This window comes from Geminisphaera colitermitum TAV2 (genome assembly GCF_000171235.2).
Lineage (GTDB): Bacteria > Verrucomicrobiota > Verrucomicrobiia > Opitutales > Opitutaceae > Geminisphaera > Geminisphaera colitermitum.
Genome location: NZ_ABEA03000174.1, coordinates 1 through 16033 on the forward strand (window position 1 = coordinate 1; position 16033 = coordinate 16033).

Below are 16033 nucleotides of genomic sequence, written 5' to 3' on the forward strand. Positions count from 1 at the left end.
AAAAAGTGTTCGATCTGCGCGCTGCCGGCGGATTGCAGCCGCGAGCCTCCGGCGTAACCGCCAATGCGTCGGAGGGCGTTGACGATGCCGCTGGGGTTGCGCGTGAATTGCACGGCGGAGGCGTCGGCCAGAAATTCGCGCTGGCGGGAGATCGCGGCTTGGATGAGGCGTCCGAAAAAGTAGCCGATGTAGCCGAGCAGCATGAGGAGGAGGCCGATCACGACGATGGCGGCAAGGAGCCCGGCCCCGCCTCCTTTGGAATCGCGCGAGGTGCGGACCCGGGTGTGGCGGAGGCTGAGGAGCACGGTGCGTCCGATGAGGCCGATGACGAGGATGCCAAAGATCACCGTGGTGAGGCGGAGATTGAAGCGCATGTCGCCGTTGAGGATGTGACTGAATTCGTGGGCGACGACGCCTTGGAGTTCGTCGCGTGTGAGTTGGTCGAGCGTGCCGCGGGTGACGGCAACGACGGCGTCGTCGGTCGTGTGGCCGGCGGCGAAGGCGTTGATCGCGGGTTCCTTGTCGAGCACGTACACGCCAGGCATGGGAGTGCCGGAGGCGAGTGACATCTCTTCCACGACGTTGAGGAACTGGCGTTCCTTGGGGTCTGTAGTGTTGGAGTTGATACGGCGTCCGCCGACCATCTCGGCCACGGCGCGTCCGCCGGAGCGCAGTTGCGCCCATTTGAAGAGCGAGGCGAGGCCGACCACGGCGCAGGTGCCGAGGGCTATGCCGGTGAGCAGGCGTGGGTCCCACCATGAACGGACGGGAGCGGCGTCAGGCGCGGTTTCGACGTAGGAGGTCGGGGCGGTGGCGTAGGGGGTGTCCTGCGGGACAAATTCACGCAGGATGGCGATGGTCGAAAAATAACCGACGGCAATGAGGCCGGCGATGGCGCAAATGAAGAGAACGACGAGTCGCGCGGTGCGGCGGCGGGCGCGGGCCTGGGCTTCAAAAAAATCCATGTTATTGAAAGAAGTTCACCACAGAGATACGGAGGCACGGAGAGCAAACTTGAGGGCATCCGAGATCAAGGGGAGAGGGTTGGCGTCTGACTTCTGATTTCTGACTTCGGGTTTGAGCACCTTTGTGTCTCTGTGGTGAATTCTGATTTGTTTTAGAGCATTTTCAGTTGAATTGTGTCCGTTGTCTTGGCGGTAGGGAGGCCTTTGTGCCCTCTGCCGAGGGCAGCCCTTCGGGCCATCGCCTTCGGCGATGCCATCTCCGCGCTGCTGCGCTCCGTCCGAGGCCTCCATTGTGCGTGGTGAGAGGATGCGAAACTCATAGGTAATTGGAGCGTGGTTTCGGAGGCCTCGGAGAGGCCTCCCTACCAGGTATCAAATGGCTACAGCCTAAATGAAACTGCTCTAGGTGAAGCTGACTTTGGGGGCGTTGCGTTCGGTGGGGTCTTCAATCTTAAAGAGTTCTGCGGGCTGGAAGCCGAAGGCACCGGCGAAAATGACGTTGGGGAAGGTCTCGCGTTTGGTGTTATAGGTCATGACGGAGTCGTTGTAGGACTGGCGGGCGAAGGAGACTTTGTTCTCGGTTGAGGTGAGTTCCTCGGTGAGTTGCATCATGTTTTGGTTGGCCTTGAGGTCGGGGTATCGCTCGGCGACGACCATGAGGCGGGAGAGCGCGCCGCCGAGGCCGGCTTCGGCGTTGAGCAGGCCGCGCATGGCGGCGGGGTCGGCGGGGTTGGCGGCTGCGCCTTGAGCGGCGGCAGAGGCGATGTTGCGGGCTTTGATGACGGCTTCGAGTGTCTCGCGCTCGTGCTTGAGGTAGCCTTTGGCGGTTTCAACGAGGTTGGGGATGAGGTCGTAGCGGCGTTTGAGTTGCACGTCGATCTGGGCAAAGGCGTTTTTGAAGCGGTTGCGCAGGGCAACGAGTGAATTGTAGATGCCGACAATCCAGAGGATGAGTATCAAGAGGATGGCGGCGGTGACGATGAGTGGGATCATGGTGGTTTGTTGTGTTTGTGTTGTGGTTGCTGGAGTTGGTCAGTGTGGATGCGGTGCTTTGAAAGGATGGAAGGTCGAAGGTTCCGGGAGGCGAAAGTCAAGGGCGCGTGCGTCAGGCGGTGATGCTGGCGAGCGAGCAGCCATCGGGGAGGGAGGCAGGGGTTTCGCAATTGGGGCGGGCGATGACGCCGGGGTAGGGTTCGTCGGAAAAGGGGCGGGCGGGGTCGGCGAGGAGATGATGATCGCAGATGGCAAAGAGTTCGGCTTCGGTGCGGGCGCGGCGCATGTCGCGCAGGAAGTCTCCGGCGGGGTCCACGCTCTGGCCGACGAAGTTGAGGTATTTTTTCATTTTGCTGATGTGCGCGAGTTCGGGGATGCCGGGCGTGCGCGTGGCGGCGTGGAGGTCGGTGATGTAGCGGCGGACTTCACCGAGGGTCACGGGCGTGACGGGCTGGCCGGCGAAGGCTTGGCGGCATTGGGCAAATATCCAGGGGTTGCGGATGGCGTGGCGGCCAATCATGACACCGGCGGCGCCGGTTTCGGCAAGGACGCGGGTGGCGGTGGCGGCGCTGGTGATGTTGCCGTTGGCGAGGACGGGGCAGCGGACGCGGCGCACGGCGTGCGCGATGGCGTCGTAGTGGACTTCGCTGCGGTAGAGTTCGCGGACGGTGCGGCCGTGGACGGTGAGGAGATCGACGCGGTGGGCGTTGATGAGGTCGAGGATGGCGTCGTAGTTGCTGGTATCCTCGAATCCGATACGCATCTTGACGGTGAGCAGGCGGGGGGGGGGGAGGGCGGCGCGAAGGGTGGCGAGGATTTCGTCGATGCGGGCGGGGTCGCGGAGGAGGCCGCCGCCGACGTTTTTTTTGTAAACTTTGGGGGCGGGGCAGCCGAGGTTGAGATCGAGGGCGGCGGCGGGGTGGTTTTTTAGAATTTCGGTGGCGGTGCGGGCGAGGTGTTGCAGGTCTTCGCCGATGAGTTGGGCGAAGATGGGGCGTCCGGTGGCGTTGTGGTCGATGGCGTGGAGGATGTGTTTTTCAGGGCGGGACTGCGAGTGGACGCGGAAGAATTCGGTGTAAAAGTAGTCGGGCGCGCCGGTGCGCGCGATGACGTGCATGAAGGCGTGGTCGGTCACGTCCTGCATCGGGGCGAGCGCGGTGAGGGGCTGGCCGGCGATGATGGAGGCGGGTAGCATGTGCGGAATGGCGATGGGCTGAGAAGGTAGGGAGGCCTCTCCGAGGCCTCCGCCGGGCGTGGTTGGGTGTAGCGAAATAGACTGGTGCTTCGTGCGTTGTTCCGGAGGCCTCGGTGATGCCTCCCTACCTGGTGAATAAGGGGGGGGGGGGAGGGGGGAGGTTAGCTTTTGCCGGGCTCGTCGTTGTCGTCCGCATCATCGCCTTCGTCGTCGTCGTCCGTATCGGTGCTGTCGGCGTCATCATCGCTGTCCTCGCTGGCGGCGGCGGCGGCAGCCTGTTGGGCGCGGACGCGTTCGAGGACTTCGGTCATGTCTTCGACGCTGTCAAAGACTTTGCGGGTAACGAGCAGGGGGAGTTGTTGCTGGATGGCAAGGACGGTGGCGTCGCTGGGACGAGCATCGATTTCGACGATTTTCTTGCCGAGTTCGTTTTCCATCACGAGGAGGAGGCGGGCAAAGAAGGTGCCTTCGCTGACGTCGTTGATGATGACTCGTGCGAGCTTGGCACCGAGGCCGGTAAGGATGTGGCCGATGAGATCGTGGGTGAGGGGGCGGTCGCGCTTGACGCCTTCGAGGGTGACTTGGAGGGCGTTGCCGACGAAGTGATCGACGTAGATGACGAAGGTCTTGTCGTCGTTGCCGAGAAAGATGGCACAGCCGTTGGCGGTGGGCATCACGCCTTTGATGACGATGGGAAGGACGTCTTTTTGCATGGGCGGGTAAGCTGCGCAGCCGTCACGTCGGGCGCAAGCCAAGCTTCGGGTCGCTGTGTTGCTTGCGTCGGGGGGGAAGGGGGGCATTTTACCGCGATGGGTTCCAGTTTACGTTCTCCGATTTCCGTGGTGTGCGCCTTGATTGAGCGCGAGGGCCGTGTGTTTGTGGCGCAGCGACCGGCGGGCAAACACTTGGGCGGCAAGTGGGAGTTTCCCGGCGGCAAAATCGAACCGGGCGAAACGTCGGAGCAGGCCCTGATCCGGGAATGCCGTGAGGAACTGGGCTGCGAAATCGTGGTGGGGCGGGCATTGACGCCGGTGACGCATGATTACGAGACGGTTTCGATCCGCTTGATCCCGTTTGTCGCGCGGCTGGCGGCTGGGTCGGGCGAGCCGGTGGCGCACGAACATGCAGCGACTCGATGGATTCAGCCGGAGGAGTTTGCCTCCCTCGACATGCCGGCGGCTGATGAACCGATCATCCGTGCTTATCTTGAAGATGTTTTAAGTGCAAAAGATGGGCGACAAAATGCAATATGATGGAGTGCGCTGATGGATCGGAAGGAAATGAGGAAGGGATTTTTAAGAAGGGTGGTGAGAGAGGCGTACGCAGGCTGGAAAAAAATCGGAGGAGATGCATGTTATTTCGCCCTCACCATGAAAACGTTCCTTTCGTTCCTTTCCATTGCCTTTGCCTCCGTTTTGCTCCTCGGCGGCTGCGCCTCCAATAACACGACCAAGCACGATCCGGCGCCGTCTTCTCCGGCGGGTCATGTCTGGACGCTCGCCGCGATTGGGGGCGAGTCCGTGGTGTTGCCCGAGGGGGGGAGGGCTCCCGATCTGCATTTTTCTCCCGATGGGTTGAGCGTTTCGGGTTACACGGGAGTGAATGGCTTTTCGGGGCGTTCGGATTTTAACGGAAAAAACCTGAAATTTGGTCCGCTCGCCACGACCCGGCGCGCGGGGCCGGAAGAGTTGATGCAGATTGAGAGCCGCTACACTTCGGCGCTGACGAATGTGTCCGGTTGGAAAATCGAGCGTCGCCAGTTGGTGCTCCTGATCGGGGAGCAACCGGCGTTGGTGTTCGAATTGCAGCCCGCCCGCGTGCAATTGTAACCGTAGCCAACGTGTGTTTGTATCCGGTTTAGGATACAGATGCGATGGTCGGCGTCCGTCGGGTTGGGAGGCAGGTGCAGGAACGTTCCGGGCGGGAGTGCCTGCCATTCGTCATTGAAAAGGAACTCGCCGGTGCCCGCGTGCGATGGCGTGACGCTATGCGATGTTTGGGCATGTTTTGGGTAAGAACAGCCATGTCATGCGGCAGGACCAACTGGCACGATTGCTGGCAATATGGCGATATCGCATGATTTGCAGAATTTGTGTCGTGACATGCAACCGGTGGTGGCCGCGGCGCTGGCCACGCTTGATGCGGCGCGCCTTGGGTGCGGACGCTACGCGCGCTGGCTGGGGAGTGAACGTGAGTGCCGGGGAGCCGAAGGCTTCGCGCTTAACCCCTACGGATGCGCGGACGCGGCCAACATTCTCTACACGCTGGGTCACTTTCCACGCGATCTCCGGGATAGGAGCGAGTGGATACAGGCGTTGCAGGAAATGCAGGACCCGACCTCGGGACTTTTTCATGAGGAGACGCACCACGCATATCACGTAACGGCGCACTGCGCGGCAGCCCTGGAGCTGTTTGACGCCCGGCCGCGGCATCCGTTGCGCGAATTGGAACGGCTGGACGGCCCCGGAGAACTGGAACGTTTTCTGGACGGACTGGCTTGGGTGGAGGCTCCGTGGGAAGCCTCGCACCAAGGTGCCGGAGTGTATGCTGCGCGGGTGATCGCCGGCGAGGCGTCGGCGGAATGGGAGGACCGGTATTTTGCCTGGCTGTGGCGCGAGGCGGACGAGGTATCCGGATTCTGGCGACGCGGGGCGGTCGATGCGTCGGGAGCGGGATCAAGAACAAAACCGCTGTTTCATCATCTGGCGGGATCGTTCCACTACCTGTTCAATCACGAACACGCGCGCCGCCCGCTGCGGTTCCCCGAGGCGATGATCGACACGTGTCTGCGCATCCGCGCCGAAAACCTGTGGCCCGCACTGGCGACCGTCGTGAGTTTTTCGGACATCGACTGGGTGTATTGCCTGACGCGGACCGTGCGCCAGTGCGGCCACCGCTTTGAGGAAGTGCAGGCGGCGCTGCGGGAGTTTGCCGGTGAATTTTGCGATTTTCTGCTTGAGCGCGTGCGAACCGCGCAGGCGCAGGGCAGGCCGCCCTTCGAGGACGTGCATCTGCTTTTCGGCTCGCTTTGTGCACTGGCGGAACTGCAGACGGCGCTGCCCGGCGCGATTCGGACAGAGAGACCTTTGCACCTAGTTCTCGACCGGCGGCCGTTTATCTAGGCGCGATCGGCATCCGTCGGAGAGAAACGGCCATCCATCTGAGAGAAGGAGCCATTCAGCCAAGTGGTAGCTTATGCGAAACTCGTGCGCGGGAATCCACACCGATTCTCACAATTCACATCATCCAATCATTCAAAAAACACTCATTTCTCTATCTATGAACTCCATCAGCTTTACTTCCCTCCCGGTTCGCCGCCTCCTCATCGCCCTGTTCGCCTTCGCTACTGCCGTCAGCCTCCCGGCATCAATCGTCATGTTTGAAATCGGCACATTTAATGGCAATTTTGGTGAATTCGAGCAGGAGGGAGCCAATCGCAACAATGCTCAATTTTACGTTGATGCCGGCAACTATTCCACTGTTCTCGGGAAATCGGTTTGGAATGCCGGTAATGGCGCAGGTTATGGTGCAATGATAGCAGAAGCTGAACCGCTGCAGGCCGGCAGTCGCTGGGCCGGTGATTCTGCACCTGTAGGCAGCGATCCCACCAACACACTTGGATTTCCCCGTAGCCTGACGTCTCTCAGCGGTGGCAACACGAACAACCGCAATGTCATCGACATTTTCTTCCAGGCGACAACCGCGGAAGTAGCCGAAGGTTCGCTACTTTTTGAAACCGCCTTTATCAGTCTGGGAACAGGAAGTTCACACAATATTGAATTTTATCTGAACGGAGACCTGTTTGGCTCTATTTCGAACATGACCTCTGCTCAATCCTATAGCATTACCTTTGCAGCTACTGCACTTAATGCCGGAAGCAATGTGCTCAGCTTGGTGAAAACCGACGCATTTACTGCCACAGGTGAACCTTGGGTTGGTATCGATGCGATTCGTCTGACTGCAATTCCAGAAAATTCCTCTGTTACATTTACCTTTGGCGCTTTTGTCACACTGGCTATGATCGCCAAGCGCATGTCTCGCCGCCAAAGACAAGGGTGATCTTATAAGGGTATTCATTTCTCCCTGATCAAAACCAAAGAAGCCGAGAACCCGATGAGCTCCCCCAAACGCACAACAGCTTTCACCCTCGTCGAACTACTCACAGTCATCGCCATCATCGGCATTCTGGCTGCCATCCTCATCCCCACCGTGGCCGCCGTGCGCGATACCGCTAACTCGGCCAAATGCACGGCCAACCTGCGCCAGATCGGGACAGCCCTCCAGCTTTTCGCCGCCGATCACCGGGACATGTATCCGAGAGCATATTACAATTATGGTCCTGGTCCAGGGAAAACCGTCTCGGAAGCCATTGCCGGTGGCGACTGGGGCTATCGCGATCCCGGCAGCGGCTGGGACAGCATCCTGCTTCGCGATTACATGTCGCGCTCTTCCCCGGTGTTTCTCTGCCCATCAGACAAGACCGGCATCATGCGTTCTGTCAGCGAAGGCAGCATCACGCTCCCCATTGCCGCCTCATATCGCTTCAACCAGACGCACAACCGCGTCAACGGCGCGGTCTGGGCCGGGCGCGCCATTCGCGTCAGTGAACTGCCACTGCCCTCCAGGGCCATTGCCATCGTTGAGGCGACGGGCGGTAATCACCACGTCGGTATGGGAAACGACACCAGCGTCGGTTTCATCAAGGATGACACACCCGGTCCTGTCGCTCATGACCGCCACAAGGGGGCGGCCAATTACCTGTTCTTCGACGGTCACGTGGAAAAGATGAAGTGGGCGGATACCTGGGCTCCGCTTCCCTTAGAGGGATCGGGACGCACCCGTTGGTATCAAATTGGAAACTGAGCGCCATATCTGCATGTCATCACGGCGAAAGGTAATTCTCGATACCGACATTGGCACCGACATTGACGATGCGGCCTGCCTCGCATGGCTGCTCGCGCAGGCCGGGGCCGGACGCTGCGACCTGCTCGGCATCACCACCGTTTGCAGCGATGTGGTCGCCCGAGCCCGCCTGGCCAGCGCCCTCTGCTGGGCCGCCGGGCGGGACGACATCACGATTCACGCTGGGGTTGAACGTCCGCTTCTCATTTCGCCGCTCCACGGGAGGGCCAATCAGGCCGAGGCGCTTGCCCGTTGGGATCACCGGACGGACTTCATTCCCGGAAACGCCGTCGGCTTTTTGCGCGACACCATTTACCGTCACCCACACGAGATCGACCTGCTTGCCATCGGTCCGCTGACCAACATCGCTGCCCTTTTTGCCTGTCATCCCGAAACGGCCGCGCTTCTCAAAAGCATCACCCTCATGGGAGGCGTCGTCTCCGGCCTCTACTGGGGAAGCCCGATGGAATATAATTTTTATTGCGATCCGCACGCCGCACAGATCGTGCTGCAATCGGGTGCGCCGCACCTGCGGGTCGTGCCGCTTGACGTGACGACAAAGCTTGTGATGAAGGCCACCGAAGTGCGCTCGCGTTTCACGCATCCGCTCCTGCGCGTCGTCGCCGATTTTTCCAAAAGCTGGTTCGCGCATCGCGAGGAGCTCACGTTCCACGACCCGCTCACCGCCGTCACCTTGTTCAACGAAAACGTCTGCGCCTTCTCGCCCTGCACGCTGGAAATCGAACTCGGCGCCGAACGCCTCAAGGGCTACCTGCACTGGCAACCCGATGCGCCCGACGCTATCCAACCCGGTTCGCATCAAATCGCGCTCGGCGTGGCCCCCGACGTGTTTTTCGACGACTACTTCGCCGCCTTCGACCCGCAACCTGCTGTAACCTGATTTCTATGCCGAAACACAGTCTCCCGTTCGTTGTTTCTCTCGCCGTTACTTTTACCCTGCTTATTCAGACCCATGCCTCGCCCCTCACGATTCGTGAGTTGGGCGACCGTATTGAGATCGCGGGCGCGCAATATACTGCCGCGTTTTCCACTGAAGACGGACATCTTCTCATGGTGGCGGGAGGGGATGTTTCCGGGCATTCGTCCACAACGCCGGTGGTGACAGGTGGCGATCTGTGGGAGATAGAATTTGCCGACCACACCCGACTTTCCGCCAGTCGTTTTTTGGCGGACGGCGGTGTCTTTTCCCGCTCTGTGGAAAATGTCAGCCCAAAACCCTTGCTGACCCTTCGCTATCAGTCGCCGGAACTCGACCTGATTATTCGCGTGCGGTTCGAGCCCGATTGTTTCGAACTCACATCCGAAATCCTCCATGTCTCCCACACCGTGGTCCGCCTCTTCCTGCCCGCGCGCCTTGGCTTTCCGTCCGACGACGTCAACCGGGTGATATTCCCCCAAAGTGGATTGCGCTCTTACGGACTCGCCTTCTCGAAAAAATTCTACGGTCGTCACGATGCTCAAAAAGTATCCAAAAAACCGATTCAAATTGGCGGTGCTCCTTACGAGGAGGTTTTTGGCTCGGCCCCGCACATACTGCCCAACCTTGCTGATCCTGCCCCCCTGACCGTGTCGGCTGCCGGAACGGCTTGGTTCACGCCGGAGCAGCAGGCGGAGATAGCCCGGATGTCACTGCGCATCAACCGGCCATCAAAAAGGAACCAAATTGATTTTTCGCTGATTGACTCGCCCTCCGGCTCCGCGCTTTCCGGCGCCCGCTTCGGTGGCTCCGGCTACCTCATGAGATTCTCCGGACGCACGGAGGAGCCCGACGCTCCGCGCCTGCGCCAGATCGTGAGTTGGACGATCGAGGCCATGATCCGCAACAGTCCCGATACTTTCACAGCCCGCAAAATCGCCGTCATCCATCCCGACCGCGCTCCACGCCTCGGACACTGGAGCGCCATCCCCATCGCGGACTGGCGGCGTATCCTTGCCGGGATTCCGGGTGTGGCTGAAAATAAAATACAGACCGTGGAGCTTCGCACCGAGGACGAAATCCGCAGCGCGCTTGCCACCGGAACCCCTTCGCATGATACGGCGGGCCGGTTCGCCCTCGTGCTCAATCCCTATGGATCATGGCTTCCCTTTGGCGACTCCGAGGGATGGCGCGACGCCGTGCGCTCCATCAAGAATTACGTCCGCTCCGGAGGCATCTGGTGGGAAACCGGCGGCTACCCTTGGCATTGGGTGTTGGAACCGGAATATTACACGTCGTATCAGTTCGATTACCCAGCGGCGGTTTCCGACTTTTTTCACCTCGACAGTCGTAATGGCGCGCTGGCCGTCTTCGGTGTGCAACCAGTGCCGCGCGAACCTTGGAAGACCGATTCGATCCTGATCCCCGCCTTCTTTAAGACCGGCGGCTCGCCGGAAGGCGGCTACTTCCAACACGCATGGTTCCAGTGGATCACCGCCGGCGGACGCGCTTCTTTTCCACCGCTCCGCATTGTGCCCGGTGAAAATGACCGCGCGGCCATTGATCGCTATCGGAAGACGCTCGATTATCCGCTTGCTCTCACCGATAAGGTTCCATCCGGGAAACTCCAGTCGCTCAAGGAAGCCGTGCTGGTCCGCCTCTGGGCGCCCACCGCCCGCGACCACGAACGCCTCATGGCCCTGCTTCCCAGAGGTTCCATTGTCCATATCCATGAATACATGCGCGCCGGACGAGACCGCGAACTGCCCGATCATTTCCCCGTCAGGAAAAGTTGGGGGACCAATGCTGAATTTCGCGCCCTCATTGATCGCGCTCACGCGACGGGGTATCTGTTTTCTCCCTACGTAAACACCACCTTTTGGACGGTGGAGCCTCATGGCGAGACATACCGGAAGGTCGGCAATGCGCCCCTTTTGAAACTCCCCTCAGGCGCGTACAACCTCGAAGCCTACTCGGGACTCAAGGGCTACACCGTCACCCCCTGGCATCCCGAAGCCATCAAGGCCAACCGCCGAGTCCGCGACGCCTTCGTGAAGGATTTTCCCGTCGATCTTCTCTTTCAGGACCAGATCGGCGCGCGTGGCTGGCTCTGGGACATGAATCCTGCCTCGCCCACGCCCACCGCCTATTACACGGGCCTGCATTCGCTCGGGCTGGAAGACTCGCGCCACGTGCCCATCGCGACGGAAGATGGCAACGACCGCACCGCCGCCTTCGAGACCATGCACTGCGGCCTGTCATGGGGCATGATTCCCTCCGACGGCGAACGCGGGAAAAAACATAACCGTTATCATTTCCACGAAGGCGACTGGGAATATTATCCGCTTTATGGATACGTCGCCCACGATCAGGCACTCGTCACCCCGCACAATCTTGGCCACTTCACCGACGACTTCGGGAAGCAATCCGTCGCCATCGCCTTTGGCATCGGCATGAATGCCGGAGCTGACGAGGCGTTTCTCAAAACGCCGTCGAAACGCGCCTGGCTTTACTGGATTGACGCCGTGCAAAAGACCGTGGCCGTCGGATACGGCGGGGCGAAACTTCTTGATTTTGGCTATCCGCTTTCTCCGACTACCGGCGAGGGCAACGAAGTCATCGCCGCGCGTTACCCGGATCTGCTGGTGGTCGCCAACACCGGTCCGCGTCCGGTGCCGGTTGCAAGTCTGTCGAAGGGAGCGTTTCCCGAGTTGAAACCCTTTGCCGCCGCCACCATCGCCGGTCACGGCTTCCTTGCCGTGGGAGAAACCATACGGGCCGGCGTCGTGCAAACCGCCGGAAGCGGCGGCAGGGAAGCTCCGGTTGGCGTCGCATTGAGCAAACGCGAAAACCGCTGGAGCGGTCGCGTGTATAGCGAGCCGGGCACCCGCGTGGACCTGTCGGCGTTTGCGATCACCGGGCACCCCTCGTTTGTCTGGCACGAGGCGATGACGGGAGAGGCGGTGGTCTCGCCACGCGTGGAAAACGGCGTCATCACACTTCCAGAAATCGTGCCGCATCCGGTGACGCCGATTCCACCGGAACTGGCCGCGCTCGCACCCGTGGATTGGCGAGGCCGCTCGCGTTCCATCATCGTTCCTCTTTTTGACGGCGCGCCAACGGAACATGTTGCCACCATGCCTGCCGCCCGCTGGGTCAACGCCCTGCGCGCCAGCGCGACACTACGGGAAAACGGATTCACCATCGAAACAATCTCAGAGCCGAGGGAACTTGAGGCGCTCCTGTCCTCGCCCCCGGACAGGCGTCCTTTCGCCATCGTCAATCCCGGTGGCGCGTATTATTATGCGCCTTCCACGGAAAAAGCGCACGACATGCTCCGCCTGATCAAAGACTATGTGGCTGGCGGCGGCATCTGGTGGGAGGCGGGCGGATATCCGTTCGAATTTTGCGCCGCGCCCGATGCCAGCGGACAATGGAGTAGGCGGGTGATCGCAGGAGCCGGACCCGCCGTGTTTGGCTTCAATTGCGCCAACGATCTTTACGAGGAACCACCCAACCGCGTCCGGGTGACGGAAGAGGGCCGCCGGTGGTTTTCGCCAGAGGTCGCCGCCGAACTGTCCAGCCTCGAAGCAGGTTCCCAGCGCAACATGAAGGGCGTGCCCAACGTCATCCGCCTGCTGACCGGCGGCCCGACCGGGACAGACGGCATCCTCGAGGCCGTGCGCACCGACGGATGGGGCTGGTTGTGGCGTCTTACCGGGGTGAATACATCCGAAAGGGTTTCCCGCCTCGCCGTGACCGGCGTTCTCGAGCACCTCGCCACTGCTGTCTGGCCGCAGCCCGAACCGCTGTTTTACAGCCAAATATGGGATGTGGAGGAAATGCGATGAAGGCGGCGGGCCTGAGTCTGTTGTTTGCAGGAGCTGTCTGCGCGTTGTGGACTGCTCACGAAACAGGGGCAAAGGAGGCGATCTTCTCCACCGAAGCTGCATCCGTTCGCCTCTCGCCCAGGCAGGGCCGCATCACCGCATGGCGCGCGGTAGGGAAAAACGCCCCCAATCTGATCTGGATGCGGGACGAAAATCCGCAAACGCCCCCGCCTCCCGTCTGGTCCGGATACGACAACCGGGGGGGCGACAAGCTCTGGCCTCTGCCCGAGAAACTGCGCCCTTTCGCCCACGACAGTTTCATTCCCGAGCCGGAAATCGACGGCCCGGCCTGGACGCTTGAGCGTGTGTCGAAACGCGAAGGCATCCTCACCAGTCCCCGTTCAAAAATTCCCGGCGTGGAAATATCCCGCCGCGTCACGCTGGACGAGAACCGTCCCCTGCTCACCCTGCGCAACATCATCACCCGCGTTTCACCATCACCGTTTCCCGTGCACGCGTGGAGTGTCACCCAGGTGCGGCTCCCCCGGTATTTTGTAATGGAAAGCCGGGCCGACCTGTTTCCCGGCATCCGCCGCTACTACCGTTATCGTGGCACGGAGTCCGTTTCCTCCATCGACGAGTCACCCTCTGCCATCAGGCTCGGACCCGGGAAAACGGACTTCGACAAGGTGTATTCAATCGGTCGCTACATCGCCGCCGTTCACGACGACGTGGCATTTCTCCAATGGACAAGCCCGGCTCCTTCCGGAAACGAAACCTACAGCGAAGGGGCAAATCTTCAGGTTTACTACAATCCCGTCTACGCGGAGGTGGAGATCGCATCACCGCTTGGCGCGCCGCGCGTCGGGGAACACGTTGCCAACATCGTTCACTGGATGCTCATCCCTCTCGCCCGCGGTGAAGCGGACGACTGGCCGGGCGTCGTCCGCAAAATCGAGGCGTTGCTTGATGCATTTCCCGAGGCCCCATTCGCTCCGTCCAATCCACTTTTGCCATGAACAAAAAATCTGACACATCCCGTCATTCCCACGCATTTCGCGCCGCCGCGGCCCTGGTAGTCGCTGCGACTGCAATTCCCGTCATTCCACCACCATCCGCATTATTTGCGGCGGATGCTCCCGAATCGTCGTCATCCACCGCGATCTTCGAGATCGGCCGTTTCGACAACAGCGGTGCCGAGTTCGAGCAGGAAGGCGGCGCCCGCAACACTCCTCAATTTTATGTCCATGCCGGCGACTACACCAAACTTCAGGGGAAATCAGGATACAATGCCGGATTTGGTCCCGGTTATGGGGCCGTTGCCAAAAATCCCGAGCCACTCGTGAACAATGAATCGGCAACGGAAGGTTTTCCGCGCTCACTCAACGGAGCCGATGTCGCCAGGCGGCGAGCAGTGGATATCTTTTTCCAGCTTACGCCCGCGCAGTCTGACACCATGGAGTTGATTTTCGAAACCGCCTTCATTGCCCTTGGGCGTGGCAGCATGCACAACATTGAATTTTACTTGAATGGAGTGCGCTTTGGAACGTTGGAGAACGTTACGCAACCGACTCCGGTGAAGCTTGTGCTCAGGTCGGGAACCGGACTCGAGTTTCGGAAAGGCGGCAACGTTCTCAGTCTCGTGAAAACAGCCCCATTGTCTCCCGTGAGCGACCAGCCTTGGATTGGTATCGATGCGGTGAAGTTGAGTGTGGGAAAAGCCAGCCAAGAATGATGCTTTTATCCATTGGAGGAGAGAATACCTCGGGGCTTGCTCCGAGGATGAATCTCCCCCGCTGATTCCAGATGCCCCGGAGCTTGCTCCGGGGAGTTTACTTCATGAGATTAGCAGCGCCAGACTGCCAGTTTTGTAAAAAATTAGTCGTCTTGGACTTCCGAATAGAACGGCACTGTAAGGGACAAAATGGGTCAGGCATTCTGGCCGTCATGCAGGCGGGTCCGGTGCTGGCCGGGGGATTCGCCAGTGTGGCGCTTGAAGGCGCGGGCAAAGGTGAAGGCGTCGGCGTAACCGACGAGAGTGGAGATTTGCTCGAGCTTGTAGTCGGTGCGGGCCAGCAGGTCGCTGGCGTGTTGCATGTGAGCGTCGCGAATTAACGTTCCGGGAGATTTTTTGAAGAGACGTTGCGTAAGGCGGTGCAGGTGCGCGATGGAGCATCCTGCCTGATCTGCGAGTTCATCCACGGTCCAGGGGCGGGAGGCGTTTTCATGCAGTTTCTTGATCGCCTGATGTACACGGCGGTGTTCGTCGGTCGTGGCTTGCGGGGTCGCGCCAAGTGCGGCGAGGTGACGGCGGATCATCTGGCCAAGCAGGCTGGCGAGCGGGGTCAGCGCAATGGCGGAATCGGCAAAGGCACCGTCGGCTTCACGGCTATACTGGCTCATGTATGCGTGCAGCATGTCGGGCGCGGGGGCGCGGCCATCAAGGGCGCGGGGAAGGCTGGCGAGTTCGGGGAATTGCGCAGGCGACAAGTGAAACCAAAGCAGCCGTGTGTGTATTTTATCCTCGGATACTGGGTGATAATGGAAAGGGGATTTGGCCGGAAGGAGGACGGCATGGCCGGCATGCACGGTTTGTTCGGCGGTGTCGGTGCTCACGTAAAGTGAGCCGTGGAGGACAAGAGCAAGCACCGGACTGGGAGTGTCGCGGCGGCGAACTTCGTAGGGGGTGATGACGTTGCTGAGCCCGGCTTGTTGAATGCCGGTGGCGCTGAGATCGGTGGGACGAGGCGCAGCGGACGCAGGGCCGGACTGGGTTTGAGAGTAAAGGAGTGTTTCTTCGCAGGCGTCGGGGACGACGATGCGGGCGATTTCAATGCCGTTGCGATATTCGTAGTAGGTGGCGCGTTGGCGGGCGGAGTCAGAAATGAGTGTAATGGTGTTTTCGAAACGGCGTCCGTGCTCGGCGGCCATCAGGGGAAGTACGGTGCGCTGGAGAGCACGTGGTGTGCTGGCGGCGTCTTCGAGAAAAAGCAGCCCGCCGTTGTCGCGGGTGGAGGCAGGCAGCGTCGGGAGTTCGGCAAAACGTGTCGCAGGGGCGATGAGGAGACGTTGCTGGTTGGTGGCGAGCGCGGCGTGACGGGCAAGGTCGGGCGCGGCTAGTCGAGGCACGAGAACGTCATGCCCGGCGGCGCGGAAGGCTTCGGTGGACTCCGATGGAACGGTGGGGTGGAGGAGGAGTTTCATGACGGAT

General features: G+C 60.5%; 14 protein-coding genes. 9 read left to right on the forward strand and 5 right to left on the reverse strand.

The genetic code is table 11. The annotated features are described in order from the left end of the window. The 4 genes from OBACDRAFT_RS19450 to OBACDRAFT_RS19465 all read right to left on the reverse strand — a co-directional run. Positions 1-965 (reverse strand): M48 family metallopeptidase (locus tag OBACDRAFT_RS19450; RefSeq protein ID WP_043588514.1); only part of this gene is annotated, 965 nt, incomplete at its 3' end. 402 nt (positions 966-1367) lie between these two features. Then, positions 1368-1958, reverse strand: a complete 591-nt coding sequence (locus tag OBACDRAFT_RS19455) for a LemA family protein (RefSeq protein ID WP_043588516.1) — start codon at positions 1956-1958, stop codon at positions 1368-1370. Between the two features lie 112 nt (positions 1959-2070). Continuing rightward, the gene (locus OBACDRAFT_RS19460) at positions 2071-3153 is read right to left on the reverse strand and encodes a tRNA dihydrouridine synthase (protein WP_043588517.1); all 1083 of its coding nucleotides are present in this window, start codon (positions 3151-3153) and stop codon (positions 2071-2073) included. 161 nt (positions 3154-3314) lie between these two features. Further along, positions 3315-3866, reverse strand: a complete 552-nt coding sequence (locus OBACDRAFT_RS19465; RefSeq protein ID WP_043588637.1) for a bifunctional nuclease family protein — start codon at positions 3864-3866, stop codon at positions 3315-3317. A gap of 96 nt (positions 3867-3962) precedes the next feature. Here OBACDRAFT_RS19465 and OBACDRAFT_RS19470 point away from each other — a divergent pair, with 96 nt between their 5' ends. The 9 genes from OBACDRAFT_RS19470 (at position 3963) to OBACDRAFT_RS19510 (ending at position 14557) form a co-directional block, all read left to right on the forward strand. Beyond that, positions 3963-4406: a (deoxy)nucleoside triphosphate pyrophosphohydrolase gene (locus OBACDRAFT_RS19470; RefSeq protein WP_043588519.1), complete on the forward strand. Its 444-nt coding sequence runs from the start codon at positions 3963-3965 to the stop codon at positions 4404-4406. Between the two features lie 117 nt (positions 4407-4523). Further along, complete coding sequence (locus OBACDRAFT_RS19475) at positions 4524-4982, forward strand: META domain-containing protein (RefSeq protein ID WP_043588640.1); 459 nt, start codon at positions 4524-4526, stop codon at positions 4980-4982. A 234-nt stretch (positions 4983-5216) separates the two neighbouring features. Beyond that, a complete protein-coding gene (locus OBACDRAFT_RS19480) occupies positions 5217-6275 on the forward strand; it encodes a hypothetical protein (RefSeq protein ID WP_052362275.1) in 1059 nt (352 codons plus the stop codon). Positions 6276-6432: 157 nt separating this feature from the next. Next, positions 6433-7212 carry a hypothetical protein gene (locus tag OBACDRAFT_RS19485; protein WP_043588523.1) on the forward strand — a complete coding sequence of 260 codons (780 nt, stop codon included), beginning with the start codon at positions 6433-6435 and terminating at the stop codon, positions 7210-7212. Positions 7213-7266: 54 nt separating this feature from the next. Continuing rightward, complete coding sequence (locus tag OBACDRAFT_RS25820; RefSeq protein WP_052362276.1) at positions 7267-8016, forward strand: prepilin-type N-terminal cleavage/methylation domain-containing protein; 750 nt, start codon at positions 7267-7269, stop codon at positions 8014-8016. 13 nt (positions 8017-8029) lie between these two features. Next, a complete protein-coding gene (locus OBACDRAFT_RS19495) occupies positions 8030-8956 on the forward strand; it encodes a nucleoside hydrolase (protein ID WP_043588525.1) in 927 nt (308 codons plus the stop codon). 5 nt (positions 8957-8961) lie between these two features. Next, entirely contained in the window at positions 8962-12843 is a 3882-nt protein-coding gene (locus OBACDRAFT_RS19500; protein ID WP_043588526.1) for a hypothetical protein, read from the forward strand. Positions 12844-13022: 179 nt separating this feature from the next. Then, a complete protein-coding gene (locus OBACDRAFT_RS19505) occupies positions 13023-13841 on the forward strand; it encodes a hypothetical protein (protein WP_157837203.1) in 819 nt (272 codons plus the stop codon). Next, positions 13838-14557, forward strand: a complete 720-nt coding sequence (locus OBACDRAFT_RS19510) for a hypothetical protein (RefSeq protein ID WP_043588530.1) — start codon at positions 13838-13840, stop codon at positions 14555-14557. The genes OBACDRAFT_RS19505 and OBACDRAFT_RS19510 overlap by 4 nt, the downstream gene beginning before the upstream one ends. Before the next feature lie 194 nt (positions 14558-14751). Here the strand turns inward: OBACDRAFT_RS19510 and OBACDRAFT_RS25825 are convergent, their stop codons facing one another. Continuing rightward, entirely contained in the window at positions 14752-16026 is a 1275-nt protein-coding gene (locus OBACDRAFT_RS25825) for an AraC family transcriptional regulator (RefSeq protein ID WP_052362277.1), read from the reverse strand. Between the last annotated feature and the right edge of the window lie 7 nt (positions 16027-16033).